A 15,760-nucleotide genomic window follows, 5' to 3' on the forward strand; every position below is an offset into this window, starting at 1 on the left:
CATGCTTCTGTCGAAGAGCACAGAAAAAAGAGAGAGTCAAACGATTTACTTCTCATATGATGATCAATCAGGTATGTGATAATTTACAAACCGATTTTTATGGACATTAAAGAGTTTTCCAGTTTCCTTTAAATCAGGTGATAACAAATGTACGATCTTTTTTGCGACCTCTTGTGGTGAAGGCAGAGTTTGTGGATCTTCACCGGGCATAGCTTCAGCGCGCATGGCAGTGCGTGTGGCACCAGGGTTGACACAATTAATCTTAATAGGGGTTTGTTTGAGTTCTTCTGCCCAACAGCGGGCAATCACCTCTAAAGCCGCTTTAGAGGCTGCATAAGCTCCCCAGAAAGGGCGCGCAGCATGCGCAACGCTTGAGGATAACAGGATGGCTCGTCCAGCATCAGATTCACGTAATAAAGGCTCAACGGCTTTCATTAAGCGCCATTGGCTGAAAAGATTTATTTGAAAAACATCTTCAAATACCGTGTTTTCTATATGCGCTATTGGTGAGAGTGTTCCAAGAATTCCTGCGTTTGCAACGATAATATCAAGTTTTTTCCAGCGTTTGGCAATTGAGATAGCAAGAATATCGATGTTTTCCATATGATGCAAGTCAAGGGGAACAAGGGTTGCATGAGCTCCTTTTTCTCGGATTTGATTATCTAATTCAGTAAGTCCACTGACTGTTCGTGCAAGAGCAATAATATGAGCCCCGCGTGCAGCAAGCTCGAGTGCCAAATAATAGCCAATCCCTCTTGATGCGCCAGTAACAAGTGCCACACGCCCATGGAGACTAAAATCACATTTTGCCATCATTAATCTCTTGTTTTAAGAACAGATGATTGATGAATTTTGGAGAGATTTTCTTGATCAACCAGATGCGTAGGATAATATCCAGTAAAATAATGGTCAGTAAATTGTGGATCGGCGTTATTCCGTTTTTCCCCTGCTACAGCAAGATATAATCCATCCGTTGAAAGAAATTCTAATGAATCCGCTCCAATAAAATCACACATAGATTTTAAATCTGGATATTGATTTGCTAAAAGATTTTCAGCTTTAGGTGTATCAATACCATAAAAGTCAGGATAAAAAATCATAGGGCTAGAAATGCGCATATGAACTTCTTTTGCTCCTGCATCGCGAAGCATTCGTACAATTTTAAGGGATGTTGTTCCACGTACAATAGAATCATCAACCAGAATAACACGTTTTCCTTCAATCACAGGACGGTTTGCCGAATGTTTTAACTTGACGCCAAAAGCGCGAATTTGTTGTGTTGGTTCGATAAAAGTGCGGCCAACATAGTGATTACGAATAATACCAAGCTCGAAGGGAATTCCAATTTCTTGTGCATAGCCAATTGCGGCAGGCGTTCCTCCATCAGGAACAGGAACCACAACATCACCCTCACAAGGGGCTTCCTGTGCTAAATGGATTCCCATATTTTTGCGTGTTGTATAAACACTACGTCCTCCAACGATTGAGTCTGGGCGGGCAAAATAAACATATTCAAACAAGCAAAGTTTTTCTGGTTTTGTATTTTCTGGTTTTATAATTTTTTTCGTAATTTCCCCATTTTTTTGTATTTCACATATGATGATTTCTCCATTTTTAACATCACGGACATATTTTGCTCCAATAATATCAAGAGCACAAGTTTCAGAACAAAAGATAGGCTTACCATCAAGTTCCCCCATCACGAGAGGTCTAATTCCTGTTGGATCGCGTGCCGCAATAAGCTTTGTACGTGTAAGCGCTAACATAGCATACCCACCTTCTACTTGCCGAATCGCATCAACAAAACGATCAGAGGACGATTCATAACGTGAGCGGGCAATAAGATGGAGAAAAACTTCTGAATCTGACGTTGATTGACAGATAGCACCAGAAGCGATGAGTTCACGGCGTAATGTGAGACCATTGGTAAGATTACCATTATGTGCAATAGCAATACCTCCAACTTTCAATTCAGCAAAAAGGGGTTGAACATTGCGTAATGCCACTTCTCCAGTTGTTGAATAACGGGTATGTCCAATAGCACGATTTCCTGGTAAGCGCGCAAGTGTTGCAGGGTTTGTATAGTGATCACCAACAAGACCTAAATGCTTTTCTTGATGAAATATTTTATTATGGTAAGAAACAATCCCAGCTGCTTCTTGCCCACGATGCTGAAGTGCGTGGAGTCCAAGAGCTGTTAATGTTGCGGCATCTTCATGCCCAAGAATACCAAAAACTCCACATTCTTCATGAAGGGTATCATCATCTAATGAAAATTCTTGACAGAAAACATCGCTTTTTATCATCATATTCTTTCAGTTGTGATATGGAGGAATCATTAATATCACATTTTACATCATTTAGTTCTCTTTCCTCATGAAAAACTATTCTCTATTTTTTAAAATTATCTTTTCATGAGAGTGTTGCTCATACGTATGTTTATTGCTGTCTTTAAACAAATTTTCAGCCTTTTCGAGAACAGATCCAATATCTTTTGGGAGTATTTCCCAAACTTTTTGTCCCAATGAATCTAAAATGGGTCTTGTTTTTGCATTTTTTAACCAATTCGCTTGAAGCTCGGGTTTAATCAGTGCATTAATCAGCAACATACCGATGACCATGATAAGTAAACCACGAAGTGCTCCAAAAATAAAACCAATAGCACGGTCAAGGATACCAATTCGACTATCAATAATAAAATCAGAGATCTTCATTGTAATAATTGAAGTAATAATGAGAACAATAATAAAAATTGTGACCAATGTTGTGATCAATGCAATCATTTTATTAGAGAGATATTGTTCAAAGAAAGGTAAGACAGGTTTGAATAAAAACAGTGTCGTAACAGCTGCAACTGCCCAAGAAATCAACGATAACACTTCACGTGAAAATCCTCGAAGCATAGCAAGAAAAGCGGACAACAGGATGATTACTACGACAATTCCATCAAGGATTGTTATGATCATTTGTTTGTTCCTTATACATAAAGTTGCGTTCTTTTAAGTCTGTGTGCAAATATATTTTTTGTTATGCCATTTTTTGTTCTTATAGCAAGGATCTTTTGTATGTTATAGAGTTTTTTCTATATTATCATATCTGTGGTGCAGATCATTTTTTACTTACGGTAAGAGTAGCAACGAGTTCGGGAAGGTCGGAGAAAGTTTTTTGTTTAAAGTTGAGCGACTTCATCATTTCGGTTGTTGTTGTGGGATGAAAGGCTCCTTGAAAGCCGAGTTTTTTGGCTTCATTTATGCGCTGTGCTGAATGTGCAACAGCGCGGGTAGCTCCTGAAAGACTGACTTCACCAAAATAGACATAATCCGTTGGCAATGCGATATTGGCAAGAGAAGATACCAAAGCAGCGGCTACAGCTAAATCAGCAGCGGGTTCTGATATGCGATAGCCACCTGCCACGTTCAGATAGACATCATGCTGTCCAAAACGAATGCCACAATGGGCTTCTAAAACGGCAAGAATCATAGAAAGACGATTTCCATCCCATCCGACAACCGCACGTCTTGGTGTCCCAAGGGAAGAAGGAGCAACAAGCGCTTGAATTTCTACGAGTATCGGGCGTGTTCCTTCCATACCGGCGAAAACAGCAGCGCCTGGGGCTTTTTCATTACGTTCTCCTAAAAACAATTCGGATGGATTTATCACTTCGCGTAATCCTTTATCAGACATTTCAAAGACACCAATTTCATCTGTTGGTCCGAAGCGATTTTTTACAGTTCTAAGAATGCGATAATGATGTCCTCCTTCACCCTCAAAATAGAGAACGCCATCAACCATATGTTCAACGACCCGAGGACCAGCAATTTGTCCATCTTTTGTAACATGCCCAACAAGAACAACGGCGGCTCCTGTTTTCTTGGCAAAGCGGATCATTGCCTGAGCACCGATACGTACTTGTGTGACAGTGCCAGGTGCTGAATCTGCTGTATCTGACCATAGGGTTTGAATCGAATCGATAATCACCATATCAAGGTTTTTATGTTCGCTTAAGGTTGCCAGAATATCTTCAACATTGGTTTCAGCAGCAAGTTTCACCTCTGTATTGTTAGCTTCAAGCCTTTGTGCGCGCAGACAAATTTGCGCAATAGCCTCTTCACCTGAAACATAGATGACATTATATCCTTTACGTGATAAAGCAGCAGCTGTTTGTGTCAGCAATGTTGATTTACCAATACCCGGATCACCTCCAACAAGGAGTGCCGATCCACGGACAAAGCCCCCACCGGTAACACGATCAAGTTCCGCAATACCAGAATAAATACGTGGAGCATCTTGGATATCTCCAGAAAGAGATGTAAGGGCAACGATGCGTCCTTTACGCGTATTCTGCTTAGGACCACTTCCTATGCCGCCATTTATATTTTCTTCGATAAGGGAATTCCATTCTCCACAAGCACTACATTTTCCTGCCCAACGAGAATGAACAGTGCCACAATTTTGACAGATAAATTGAATACGATTACGTACCATGTTGATTTAACCAATTTGCTCTGGAAGATAATTGCTATCGGCAAGATCACTGAATCGTGTGAAATCAGATTGAAAGGCAAGGGGCACGATTCCTGTCGGCCCATGGCGCTGTTTTGCAATAATAACATCAGCTTTTCCAAAAGCTTTGTCCATTATTTCTTGCCATTTTGTATGTTCCAAGCTACCTAGTTTTGGTTCTTCATTTTTGAGATAATATTCTTCGCGATAGACAAACAGAACGATGTCGGCATCTTGCTCAATTGAACCAGATTCACGTAAATCTGAGAGCTGTGGACGTTTATCTGTTCTATTTTCTACTTGACGTGAAAGTTGAGAGAGAGCGATAATAGGAATATTCAATTCTTTTGCTAATGCTTTTAATCCTGTGGTAATTTCTGTGATCTCTTGAACACGATTTTCTGATGAACGCTTTGAACTGCTTGTCATGAGTTGGATATAGTCAATAAACAAGATATCTAAACCATGTTGCCGCTTGAGACGCCGCGCACGAGCAGCTAATTGCGTAATTGATATTCCCCCAGTTTGATCAATATAAAGTGGTGCCTTTTGTAGTTGGTTCACCGCACGAATAATTTTTGAAAATTGTTCATCTGAAATATTACCACGCCGAATATCAGAAGAAGAGACTTCTGTTTGTTCAGAAATAATACGTGTTGCAAGCTGTTCGGATGACATCTCAAGTGAGAAGAATCCCACAATGCCGCCTTCATTTTCTTGGATATTGGCATTACGATTATAAGCATTAGCAATATTAAAGGCAATATTGGTAGCCAGTGAGGTTTTACCCATACCAGGGCGCCCCGCAAGGATAATTAAGTCAGATGCTTGTAATCCTCCCATTTTTTCATCAAGTGTTTTAATATGGGTGGCTATCCCTGATAATTGTGAAGAGCGCTTTTTCGCAGCACTTGCCATATCGATAGCTTTTTTAATAGCCTCATTAAAATTTTCAAATCCACCTCCATATTTCCCTTTTTCTGCTAGCTCAAATAACTGATTTTCAACAGTTTCAATTTGTTGGGTAGGCGTAAGCTCTACAGGAGCATCAAAGGCTGTATTGACAACTTGAGTTCCAAGGTTAATCAAAGACCGTCGGATAAAAAGATCGTAAATGACGCGTCCATAATCTTCAGCGTTAATAATAGTGACTGCCTCTGTGGCTAAGCGAACAACATATTGGTATACAGTAATATCTCCAATTTTTTCTTCCATTTGGATATAGGGCTTGATTGTAACTGGATCTACACGTTTTCCTGTTTTAATAAGGTGAGATAAAACATGATAAATTTTTTGATGCAATGGTTCAAAAAAATGTTCTGGTTTTAGAAAATCTGAAACGCGGTCAAGAGAATCATTGTTGATAAAGATGGCACCAAGCAATGCCTGTTCAGCTTCAATATTATGCGGAAGTTGCCGAAAAGAAGGAGAATCCTCTTTCTTTGAAGAGCTGACATTAACAACGTTAGTTTCTTCCATAATATTTTTCCACTAAAATTCTAAGTCTAGCTACTTTAGGCGATAAATTGAAAATCGTATAATTAAAAGAATAGAGCGACAAATCTTCATTTTAAGTTAAAATTATATAATTTTTTAAAACTCTCTTTTCGTTCCTCATTTATCATTTGTGTATTATTTATATAACGTCTATCTATTTTATTTTATAATATGTGATTTTAAAGTGGAAGTTTTGCTACTCTAAATTTAAGTATTTTTAAGTTACTTAACCTTAAAATTCCAATATCTGTGTAAGTAGAATTATTTTTTTATAACTGAAATTATTTCAGATCATGTGAGGATATAATCAACTTAACGCTCATACAAACTTTAGCCTTAAGGGTAGGACTTTAAATTATTTTTGCTTTATATGCTGGAAGACAAAAGACATTTCCTCTTAATGATATTATCATTCTCGGCATATAATGCCTTTAAATAATATATTTCTAATTCTTTCATAAAAATTAGATTATTTATGTACGATAGCCATAAAATACTCACTTTTAAAGTGTGAGTATTTTATGAACAATATTTAAAATGGAATAAAAAATATAAAACACAAAGCAAAAATAGCAGTTAAGCTTCTTGATGAGAACTGTTTATATCGTTGTCATTAATTTCTTCTGCCAATAATTCTTCCTGACTTTCTTCTAATAATTCTTCTTGAATATTATATATTTCTTTAGCCGAAGTGAGAGTTTCACCTTCTGCTTGGCGTTGTGCTTCACTGGTAGAACGCGCAACGTTAATAATCACAGAAATTTGAACCTCTGGATGTAAGCTAAGAGTGATAGTGTGAAGACCGATCATTTTTATTGGATGATTAAGTTCGATTTGATTTCTTCCAATAGAAAAGCCTTCATCTGTTATGATTTCAGCAATATCACGTGTTGACACAGAACCATAAAGTTGTCCCGTTTCACCAGCAGAACGAACAACAATGAATGATTGTCCATCAAGTTTTTCAGCAATTTTTTGCGCTTCGCTTTTGCGTTCAAGATTACGTGCTTCAAGTTGTGCACGTTGTATCTCAAAATGTTTTTTATTAGCTTCATTTGCGCGTAAAGCTTTACCTTGAGGTAAGAGAAAATTACGCGCATAACCATCTTTAACTGAGACAATATCACCCATCTGACCAAGACGAGGAATGCGCTCAAGTAAAATAATATCCATAGTTTTTCCTTTCGAACAAATAAATTTAGTGGAGTTTTTTGCGTGATTGAAAATTGTATTGAATAGCAGCCCAAATTCCCATCAAAAGCATCATGAAAACAATAGGTGGAGTAAAAACGATTGTAAAAATAGCAATATAAACAAGAGAAAGTATAATAATTCGACCGTTTACCCCTTTTGTAATATTGTGAAGATATGCTAGACCGCTAATTAATATGATGACAATGTATGCAGTGCTAAAGATACGGGTACTCAAGTTAAGAGAAGCGCTCAGCTCAATCATCGATGCTATGCAAACAATAATGAAAATAATAATTCCAGAAATGGGAAGGCGGAGAGTTTGGCTCCAATCATCACGGGGTCTTTTCAGCCATTTCATATGTTGTGCTGCTATCATGGAAAAGTAAAGGTTACCAATGAGAAAAACCAAACTATAAACAGTCAAAGAAAAAGCAGTAAAAGTTGCTGTATGCGTCATTAAAAGCTCACTAAAAGCGCGTATATCGGCTTCTTTTATTGACTGTGATTGTTGCAGAGTTTGTGCTATGTTTTCGGTGATTTTTTTTGCAATGACGGGTGTGGATGGACGGGTTTGAACATAGAGCCCAATGAAAGTTGCTATAAGAGCGATAAAATTAGTTAAATGAAAAATAACCGATGATAATGGGTACCATATCAGTTCGTTTTCTTTTTGCGCTGGTCGTGCAAGCCCAAGAAGCCAAGAAGCATAGACAGCAGGAAGGAAAAAAAAGAACATAAAGCCAAGAGCAATATAGGTATTAGTGGTTATGATAAGAACAACAGTGGCACTTATGAGGGCGATGAGACTGGCTAATGTTCCTTGACCGAACGCAACAATAAAAATTGGCAATGAAAGAAAGCAGCCAAGAAGAAGAGAAAAAAAGGGCGCGATATTTGCAACATTGATAATTGCCATTCCTATAACAACAGCAAATAATCCTGCCAAAATACCAGTTAATATCTCATAAGTACGATCTTTTTTCATTTATTGCTGTCCTGCTTTCTGCAGTTAGAGGCGTGTCAATACCCCAACTTTGATATTTAATAGCTTAACATAGGATACAACAAGCTATTTTTAAACCATATAAGAAAAGCAACTGGAGAAACTCTCCAGTTGCTAGAGCGTATTAGATTGTTTACTTTATAACGTACGGCAGTAAGCCTAAAAAGCGAGCACGTTTGATAGCATTAGCTAATTCACGCTGTTTTTTCTGACTAACAGCAGTAATCCGTGAAGGAACAATTTTCCCACGTTCGGAAATATAGCGTTGTAACAACTTGATGTCTTTATAATCAATTTTGGGAGCATTGGTCCCTGAAAAAGGACATGTTTTACGACGACGATGAAAGGGGCGACGTGCAGAGTTTTGATTAGTGTCAGTCATCATTCTACCTCTTCTATAGCATTTTCACGTTGACGACGTGGAAAACGAGGACGCTCTTCATCGTGTCCAATGTGACTACTGCGATCAAGGTGTGAGAGCATAGCAGATTTTTCTTTTTCGTGTTTTTCTACGCGAATGGTCATATAACGCAAAATATCCTCATTGATGCGCATTTGACGCTCCACTTCAGCAATTGCTGAAGCTGGTGCATCAATATTGACCAAGACATAATAAGCTTTACGATTTTTACGAATACGATAAGCAAGAGGACGAAGTCCCCAATTTTCTATACGCCCAACTTTTCCACCATGTGCTTCAATGACACCTTTGTAGAGACTCAAAAGTTCATCAACTTGCTGCGGTGCAATGTCTTGTCGGGCAAGGAACATATGTTCATAAAGAGCCATTGTTTTGCCTTTCTTCAATTAAATTTCACCGGTTTTAGCGCAAAGCCTCTGCGACTTGTCTTTTTTGGAAATCCAAAGAAGAAAGGACGCGTTTACAATTCGAGACATCTCAGAGCGGAGACACGGGAGGCCGGAAACATTGTATTTCCTACTGATTTTACAGCCCTCCGTTCAACCTCCGGCTAAAGTGCCGGCAACGAACACTTCATATCTACAAGTTATCTTTTAAAATAGCAAGTTTACGTACATAAAAAAATTGATTTATTAAATCTTGATATATTTTCAATATATTCTCTCTTCTACAAAGAGATGGTGCTGTACACTATAAGAATAAGGAGAGAAAAATGGGCTTTTTAAACCAGATTGATGTTACACTCTTTGAAATGTTTGTCGGCAATCATCAATCTTGGTCGATTTTAGTTTTGTTTAGTATTTTTTGTGCAAAGTTTTTAATTTATATTATTCCTCTCCATCTTTGTGCGTTGTGGTTTTGTGGTGGGGAGAGGGAGCGATGTGTCGTGCTAAGCATTTGCATGAGCATTTGTGCATCTCTTTTCATAGGTTATCTCATTTCTCTTTTTTATTTCCATCCTCGCCCATTTGTGGTAGGGTTGACGACACCGCTTATTCAACATCGTGCAACAGCTTCTTTTCCTAGTAATCATGCCTTGACCATTGCATCTTATGCAGCTAATTTTTATTTTTACCGATACAAAGTTGCTTTTAGATTTGCCGTAGTGTTTTTATGCTTAATCTGTTGGGCGCGCATCTTTGTGGGTGTACATTATCCCTTTGATATTTTAGCAGGGGCAATTTTAGGAAGTCTCATAAGTTTGGGTGTTATTCAGTTTATAGCACCTTATTTTCCTAAGTTTTTATATCAAATTCCGCCTTTAAAATATAATTTTAAGTGTGGTATTCGTTTTAAATAAAGGGCTTTATCTTGATTTGTGCGGATGAATAAGGTCAAAAGAAAATAATTTAATTGTACAGTTTTAGGAGTTGATAAATGGGTGCAGCTTTTATTTTTCCAGGGCAGGGGAGTCAACTTGTTGGTATGGGAAAGGCGCTTACAGAGCAATTTATTGCCGCACGGATGGTTTTCGAGGAAGTTGATGATGCTTTGGGTGAGAAATTATCAAAGATTATTTTTGAAGGACCAGCAGATGTTTTAACGTTAACAGCAAATGCACAGCCGGCATTAATGGCTGTATCTATGGCTGTCATTCGTGTGATGAAACAATTAGGGCTTCGTATAGAAGACAAGGTAAGATTTGTTGCTGGTCATTCTTTAGGCGAATATTCGGCTCTTTGTGCTGCTGATACATTTACTCTCACAGATACGGCAAGGCTTTTGCGTACTCGTGGCAATGCTATGCAGGCTGCTGTCGCGGTTGGAGAAGGTTCTATGGCTGCATTAATTGGTTTAGAAGAGCACATTGTGGAAGAAATTTGCAAAACTGTTTCTGGAGAAGGACTATGTCAGATTGCTAATGATAATGGTGGTGGGCAAATTGTTATTTCAGGTAAAGCAAAAGCAGTTGAGACAGCGGTAGAGATTGCATCAACAAAAGGTGCAAAACGTGCACTTCTTCTTCCAGTTTCTGCACCTTTTCATTCGTCTTTAATGCAGCCTGCTGCTGATGCCATGAAGAAAGCGCTTTTGACTGTTAATAAAATGGAACCTATTGTTCCTTTAATTGCCAATGTTTCTGTTACACCAGAAAAGGATCCAGAACGTATTGCTACTCTTCTTGTCCAACAAGTGACGGGGAGGGTGAGGTGGCGTGAAACAATAGAATGGATCGGGGCTAATGGGGTTGATACGCTTTTTGAAGTTGGTTCTGGAAAAGTATTAACAGGTTTAACGCGTCGTATTAACAAGGATATAAAAGGGGTAACTATTGGAACAGTTGATGAAATAGAATCAGCGCTAGGTATGCTTGGCGTTTAATCTATAAGGAGTTTAAAAATGTTTAAATTAACAGGGCGTAAAGCTCTTATAACGGGGGCATCAGGAGGAATTGGTGAGGCAATTGCACGCTGCTTTCATGCACAAGGAGCCATTGTTGGACTTCATGGAACACGTGAAGAAAAGCTTAGAGAAGTGGCAGCAGAATTAGGGCAGAATGTTTTTGTATTTCCCGCTAATCTTTCTGAACGCCAATCGATTAGACAATTGGTTGAAGTTTCAGAAAGAGAAATGGATGGCGTCGATATTTTGGTTAACAATGCTGGAATCACTAAGGATGGTCTTTTTGTGCGTATGCAAGATAAAGATTGGGATGATGTTTTAGAAGTTAACCTAACAGCTGCTTCTCTTTTGACGCGTGAATTAATACATTCTATGATGCGCCGCCGTTATGGAAGGATTATTAACATTACATCTGTTGTTGGTGTTGTGGGAAACCCTGGACAAACAAATTATTGTGCTGCAAAAGCAGGCTTGATAGGTTTTTCTAAAGCATTGGCACAAGAAATTGCTTCGCGAAACATCACTGTCAATTGTATTGCTCCAGGATTTATTAAATCCGCGATGACAGACAAGCTTAATGAAAAGCAAAAAGAAGCCATTATGGCTGCGATTCCGATGAAGCGTATGGGAAGTGGGCAAGAAATAGCCGCTGCTGCTGTTTATTTAGCAAGCGATGAAGCAGCCTATACGACAGGTCAAACACTCCATATCAATGGTGGAATGGCAATGATTTGAGTATTTGTTTTATTCCACATTGATTTATGAGTTGTATTATTTTAGATAGTAACGATTGAAATGGATAGATGCATCTATTTCTTTAATATGGTCGTTGATCAATTGATGTCGGAATGTCAGATTGGTTCATTTTGTAGGGGATATCCACAGGATGTTTTAAATCATTACTAAAATCTTTTAAAGTAATGCATCTATTGCTTGATTAGATGAACCGATATAGTTAACCAAATTATAGGAAAATATAAATTCGAGGATTTCAACATGAGTGATACAGTAGAGCGCGTTAAGAAAATTATCGTGGAACATCTTGGGGTTAATGCTGATAAAGTTGTAGAAAATGCAAGCTTTATCGATGATCTAGGGGCTGATAGCCTTGATACGGTTGAACTCGTTATGGCTTTTGAAGAAGAGTTTGGGGTAGAAATTCCAGATGAAGCTGCTGAAACGATTTTCACAGTTGGCGATGCAGTCAAGTTCATTGATAAAGCTTCTGCGTGATTACTAAAGGGCAAAGGCATGAATTGCTTTTGCCTATATTCTTCGGAGCTCTTTTGAAAAGAGAGCTTTGAGAGGTGAAGTTTAGTTCAAGGTTAGAAGTTATGAGACGTGTTGTTGTTACTGGTTTAGGGTTGGTATCTCCATTAGCTGGTAATACTGAATATAGTTGGAAACGACTTCTTGAAGGAAGAAGTGGTGTCCGACGTATCACAGAGTTTGATGTGTCAGATTTGCCATGCCAGATTGCTGCGCGTATCCCCTTAGGGGATGGAACAGAGGGGACTTATAATGCTGATTTGTATATGGAACCTAAAGAGCAACGTAAAGTTGATGCATTTATTGTTTATGCAATGGCTGCTGCTAACCAAGCGCTTGCAGATGCCGAATGGTTTCCTAAGAGTGATGAAGATCAGATTTGTACAGGTGTGTTAATTGGTTCGGGAATTGGGGGAGTTGAGGGTATTGTTGAAGCTGGTTATACGCTTCGTGATAAGGGCCCACGTCGTGTTTCTCCTTTTTTTATTCCAGGTCGTTTGATTAATCTTGCTTCTGGTTATGTGTCTATTCAATATGGTTTACGGGGGCCTAATCATTCTGTTGTAACGGCTTGTTCAACAGGGGCGCATGCGATTGGTGATGCGGCACGTTTGATTATGTTTGGTGATGCAGATGTCATGGTGGCAGGGGGGGCTGAATCTCCGATAAATCGGATATCTCTTGCAGGTTTTGCAGCTTGTAGAGCTCTTTCCACTTGTCGCAATGATGATCCTGAACGGGCGTCACGTCCTTATGATACTGATCGTGATGGTTTTGTGATGGGAGAAGGAGCGGCAGTTGTTGTTTTAGAAGAGCTGGAACATGCCAAAAAACGAGGAGCGCGTATTTATGCTGAGGTTATTGGCTATGGTTTATCTGGTGACGCTTACCACATTACAGCGCCTTCAGAAAGTGGTGAAGGGGCTCAGCGTAGTATGATAGCTGCTCTTAAGCGTGCACAAGTGAATGTGAGTGAACTTGATTATATTAATGCTCATGGTACATCTACGATGGCTGATTCCATAGAGCTAGCGGCTGTTGAGCGTGTTTTAGGGAGTTATGCACCACAAGTTTCTATGTCATCAACGAAATCATCTATCGGGCATTTACTTGGTGCAGCCGGTGCTGCTGAGGCTATTTTTTCTATTTTAGCTATACGTGATAATATAGCCCCAGCGACACTTAATCTTGACAATCCATCGATTGAAACGAAAATCGATCTTGTGCCACACAAACCGCGTGAACGAAAGATTGATACGATTCTTTCTAATTCTTTTGGATTTGGTGGGACAAATGCATCGTTGGTGATGCGACGTTTTAGGGGATAATAAGTATTTTTATTTAATTTTTGCTTTTGAGTTTTCTATTTTATTATAAGGTGAATGAGAAATTATAATATTATCCTTAATCGCTATTGAGGGGTTATGTCCGATGTGAAAAATGGAAATCATTAAAGGACGTAAGTGATTCCTCTTCGAATCATTTAGCAGATAGTTATGACATGTTAATACATAAAAAACGAAAGAAATCATCTATCGTCCGTAATCCGTTGGTCATTCTCGGTCATTTTTTTCTTATGCTGATTGTGATTATTCTTTTTGCCATAAGTATTCCTCTTTATATTGGAAAAAGTATTTTTGAAGAAAAGGGAAAAATTGAGGAAGAACAAATTGTTCTTATCCATCCTGGTACCGGAATTCGTGAAATTGCTTCATTGCTAGAAAAACGTGGTTTCATTCGATCATCAGATATTTTTGTTTATGGGGTTGGTTATCACCAAAAAACAACGCATCTGAAGGCTGGTGAATATTTAATTCCAGCTCATGCTTCGATGCAGGATATTATGGATATTCTTGTGAAAGGAAAATCTATAGAGTATACATTTACAGTACCTGAAGGTTTAACGGTTCAGCAAGTTTTCGATCGATTAGCTGCGAATGAAATTTTGATTGGAGACCTTCCAAAAATTTTGCCTCCAGAAGGTTATTTAATGACGGATACTGTTCGTTTTATTCGGGGAACAACGCGTAAAGAGATTGTAAACAGGTTGCGTGAAGGACAGACAAAATTAATTCATGCTATATGGGCTACGCGTTCACCTGATTTACCCATTAAATCAATTGATGAATTTGTTATATTAGCCTCAATTGTTGAGAAAGAAACGGGAATTGCAGCAGAAAGACCAATGGTTGCTGCGGTATTTTATAACCGCCTTACAAAGCATATGCGTCTTCAATCGGATCCAACAGTAATTTATGGTCTCTTCGGAGGAAAAGGAAAACCATCCGGTCGTGCAATTTATCGTTCAGATCTTGAGAAGGAAACACCATATAATACTTATAAAATTAATGGTTTGCCCCCAACGGCTATTGCAAATCCAGGTCGGGATTCTTTAAAAGCGGTGGCACATCCACCAAGCAGTGATGCACTTTATTTTGTTGCTGATGGTTCAGGAGGGCATGTTTTTTCTCGAACTTTAGAGGAACATAATATGAATGTTCGCAAGTGGCGAGAATTAAAGGCAAAACATTGAATTTATAGTGATAACACATCTTTTTGCATCGTAAATGAGAATCCCAAATATAGTAAAATTTTTCTATTTAAACTTTTTATGAGAATGATAAAAAATCATTTTCTTGTCTGTCACAAGTGGGATTGGCGTATGGATAAAAATATTTAAGAAAGAAGTGAATATACTGCTAATACCTTATCTCAAAAAAGAGCAAAATAACATTGAGAATTGCTAAGAAAACACATTGATTAGGGGAGAGGTTGAGATAATGTATAATTCAAATTTTGGAGAAACATTTATGAACAAAGTAGAGTGATGTAATGACAGTCTTTGAAAGTAAATTGAGTGCTATAAAAATAAATCAACGCCGCGGTTTTTTATTTATTCTCTCTTCACCTTCAGGTGCTGGTAAATCAACAATTTCTCGATTACTTCTAGAAGATGGACAATTAGAGCTTTCCGTAAGTATGACCACAAGGAAAAGGCGTCCTAGTGAAGTAGATGGGCTACATTATCACTTTATTTCAAAGGAAGAGTTTGAATATAAGCGTGATAGAGATGAATTTATTGAATGGGCAGAAGTTCACGGAAATTATTATGGCACTTTGCGTGAAACTGTTGAAAACGCATTGAATGCTGGCCATGATATGTTATTTGATATTGATTATCAAGGTACCGAGCAGCTGCAAAAAAAGATGCTAGGAGACACTGTATCTGTTTTTATCCTTCCACCATCAATGAAAGAGCTTGTTTCGCGTTTACATCGTCGAGCAGAAGATAGTCAAGATATCATCAATTTGCGATTGGAAAATGCACGAACGGAGTTAAAGCATTGGCGTTCTTATGATTATGTTGTGATTAACGAAGATTTAGATCAGTCTTTATCTTTTATTAAATCAATTTATTTAGCTGAAACCGTAAAACGTGAGCGTTGTTCTTATCTTGGCTCTTTTGTTGATGGGCTTATTGCTGAAAAAATCGATAAATGTTGTGATTAAAAAAGGTTTCATAACACAAA

General features: G+C 38.3%; 15 protein-coding genes and 1 pseudogene. 7 read left to right on the plus strand and 9 right to left on the minus strand.

From position 1 onward, the window contains the following. Positions 1-63: 63 nt before the first annotated feature. The 9 genes from ACFIK3_RS01995 to rpsF all read right to left on the minus strand — a co-directional run bounded on the left by ACFIK3_RS01995 (position 64) and on the right by rpsF (position 8,986). A complete protein-coding gene (locus tag ACFIK3_RS01995) occupies positions 64-813 on the minus strand; it encodes an SDR family NAD(P)-dependent oxidoreductase (RefSeq protein WP_375676194.1) in 750 nt (249 codons plus the stop codon). Between the two features lie 2 nt (positions 814-815). Continuing rightward, positions 816-2,309: an amidophosphoribosyltransferase gene (purF, locus tag ACFIK3_RS02000; RefSeq protein WP_375630765.1), complete on the minus strand. Its 1,494-nt coding sequence runs from the start codon at positions 2,307-2,309 to the stop codon at positions 816-818. 75 nt (positions 2,310-2,384) lie between these two features. Next, positions 2,385-2,966: a CvpA family protein gene (locus ACFIK3_RS02005; RefSeq protein ID WP_273791083.1), complete on the minus strand. Its 582-nt coding sequence runs from the start codon at positions 2,964-2,966 to the stop codon at positions 2,385-2,387. 142 nt (positions 2,967-3,108) lie between these two features. Next, positions 3,109-4,485 carry a DNA repair protein RadA gene (gene radA / locus ACFIK3_RS02010; RefSeq protein ID WP_375630763.1) on the minus strand — a complete coding sequence of 459 codons (1,377 nt, stop codon included), beginning with the start codon at positions 4,483-4,485 and terminating at the stop codon, positions 3,109-3,111. Positions 4,486-4,491: 6 nt separating this feature from the next. Beyond that, positions 4,492-5,982: a replicative DNA helicase gene (locus ACFIK3_RS02015; RefSeq protein ID WP_273791081.1), complete on the minus strand. Its 1,491-nt coding sequence runs from the start codon at positions 5,980-5,982 to the stop codon at positions 4,492-4,494. 594 nt (positions 5,983-6,576) lie between these two features. After that, positions 6,577-7,173 carry a 50S ribosomal protein L9 gene (rplI, locus tag ACFIK3_RS02020; protein ID WP_375611229.1) on the minus strand — a complete coding sequence of 199 codons (597 nt, stop codon included), beginning with the start codon at positions 7,171-7,173 and terminating at the stop codon, positions 6,577-6,579. Positions 7,174-7,198: 25 nt separating this feature from the next. Next, complete coding sequence (locus ACFIK3_RS02025) at positions 7,199-8,179, minus strand: hypothetical protein (protein ID WP_375676181.1); 981 nt, start codon at positions 8,177-8,179, stop codon at positions 7,199-7,201. 151 nt (positions 8,180-8,330) lie between these two features. Continuing rightward, a complete protein-coding gene (gene rpsR, locus ACFIK3_RS02030; protein WP_012754957.1) occupies positions 8,331-8,579 on the minus strand; it encodes a 30S ribosomal protein S18 in 249 nt (82 codons plus the stop codon). Further along, entirely contained in the window at positions 8,579-8,986 is a 408-nt protein-coding gene (gene rpsF, locus ACFIK3_RS02035) for a 30S ribosomal protein S6 (RefSeq protein WP_375645773.1), read from the minus strand. Before rpsF ends, rpsR begins: the two co-directional genes overlap by 1 nt. 344 nt (positions 8,987-9,330) lie before the next feature. Between rpsF and ACFIK3_RS02040 the strand changes: the two genes are divergently transcribed. The 7 genes and pseudogenes from ACFIK3_RS02040 (at position 9,331) to gmk (ending at position 15,740) form a co-directional block, all read left to right on the plus strand. Then, positions 9,331-9,918 (plus strand): undecaprenyl-diphosphatase, encoded by a 588-nt coding sequence (locus ACFIK3_RS02040; protein ID WP_375622195.1) that lies wholly within the window; start codon positions 9,331-9,333, stop codon positions 9,916-9,918. Positions 9,919-9,995: 77 nt separating this feature from the next. After that, positions 9,996-10,940: an ACP S-malonyltransferase gene (fabD, locus tag ACFIK3_RS02045; protein WP_375645775.1), complete on the plus strand. Its 945-nt coding sequence runs from the start codon at positions 9,996-9,998 to the stop codon at positions 10,938-10,940. A gap of 18 nt (positions 10,941-10,958) precedes the next feature. Beyond that, on the plus strand, positions 10,959-11,696 hold the full coding sequence (fabG, locus tag ACFIK3_RS02050) for a 3-oxoacyl-[acyl-carrier-protein] reductase (RefSeq protein WP_375676182.1): 738 nt from the start codon (positions 10,959-10,961) through the stop codon (positions 11,694-11,696). Positions 11,697-11,957: 261 nt separating this feature from the next. Next, positions 11,958-12,194, plus strand: coding sequence for an acyl carrier protein (locus ACFIK3_RS02055; RefSeq protein WP_004860281.1), 237 nt, complete (start codon positions 11,958-11,960; stop codon positions 12,192-12,194). A 101-nt stretch (positions 12,195-12,295) separates the two neighbouring features. Beyond that, entirely contained in the window at positions 12,296-13,558 is a 1,263-nt protein-coding gene (gene fabF, locus ACFIK3_RS02060; protein ID WP_375637388.1) for a beta-ketoacyl-ACP synthase II, read from the plus strand. 96 nt (positions 13,559-13,654) lie between these two features. Continuing rightward, a pseudogene (gene mltG, locus ACFIK3_RS02065) lies at positions 13,655-14,763 on the plus strand (endolytic transglycosylase MltG). 299 nt (positions 14,764-15,062) lie between these two features. Next, a complete protein-coding gene (gene gmk / locus ACFIK3_RS02070) occupies positions 15,063-15,740 on the plus strand; it encodes a guanylate kinase (RefSeq protein WP_375676183.1) in 678 nt (225 codons plus the stop codon). Positions 15,741-15,760: the final 20 nt, after the last annotated feature.

The organism is Bartonella sp. CB10SXKL (assembly GCF_042195515.1).
In the GTDB taxonomy this organism is placed as follows: Bacteria; Pseudomonadota; Alphaproteobacteria; order Rhizobiales; family Rhizobiaceae; genus Bartonella.

Bases quoted from the DNA above. Each gene is read 5' to 3' on its own strand.
- purF (WP_375630765.1), bottom strand. From the start codon at position 2,309: ATGATGATAAAAAGCGATGTTTTCTGTCAAGAATTTTCATTAGATGAT.
- ACFIK3_RS02025 (WP_375676181.1), bottom strand. From the start codon at position 8,179: ATGAAAAAAGATCGTACTTATGAGATATTAACTGGTATTTTGGCAGGA.
- fabG (WP_375676182.1), top strand. From the start codon at position 10,959: ATGTTTAAATTAACAGGGCGTAAAGCTCTTATAACGGGGGCATCAGGA.
- radA (WP_375630763.1), bottom strand. From the start codon at position 4,485: ATGGTACGTAATCGTATTCAATTTATCTGTCAAAATTGTGGCACTGTT.
- ACFIK3_RS02015 (WP_273791081.1), bottom strand. From the start codon at position 5,982: ATGGAAGAAACTAACGTTGTTAATGTCAGCTCTTCAAAGAAAGAGGAT.
- fabD (WP_375645775.1), top strand. From the start codon at position 9,996: ATGGGTGCAGCTTTTATTTTTCCAGGGCAGGGGAGTCAACTTGTTGGT.
- ACFIK3_RS02055 (WP_004860281.1), top strand. From the start codon at position 11,958: ATGAGTGATACAGTAGAGCGCGTTAAGAAAATTATCGTGGAACATCTT.
- rpsF (WP_375645773.1), bottom strand. From the start codon at position 8,986: ATGGCTCTTTATGAACATATGTTCCTTGCCCGACAAGACATTGCACCG.
- rplI (WP_375611229.1), bottom strand. From the start codon at position 7,173: ATGGATATTATTTTACTTGAGCGCATTCCTCGTCTTGGTCAGATGGGT.
- fabF (WP_375637388.1), top strand. From the start codon at position 12,296: ATGAGACGTGTTGTTGTTACTGGTTTAGGGTTGGTATCTCCATTAGCT.
- ACFIK3_RS02005 (WP_273791083.1), bottom strand. From the start codon at position 2,966: ATGATCATAACAATCCTTGATGGAATTGTCGTAGTAATCATCCTGTTG.
- ACFIK3_RS02040 (WP_375622195.1), top strand. From the start codon at position 9,331: ATGGGCTTTTTAAACCAGATTGATGTTACACTCTTTGAAATGTTTGTC.
- rpsR (WP_012754957.1), bottom strand. From the start codon at position 8,579: ATGACTGACACTAATCAAAACTCTGCACGTCGCCCCTTTCATCGTCGT.
- gmk (WP_375676183.1), top strand. From the start codon at position 15,063: ATGACAGTCTTTGAAAGTAAATTGAGTGCTATAAAAATAAATCAACGC.
- ACFIK3_RS01995 (WP_375676194.1), bottom strand. From the start codon at position 813: ATGGCAAAATGTGATTTTAGTCTCCATGGGCGTGTGGCACTTGTTACT.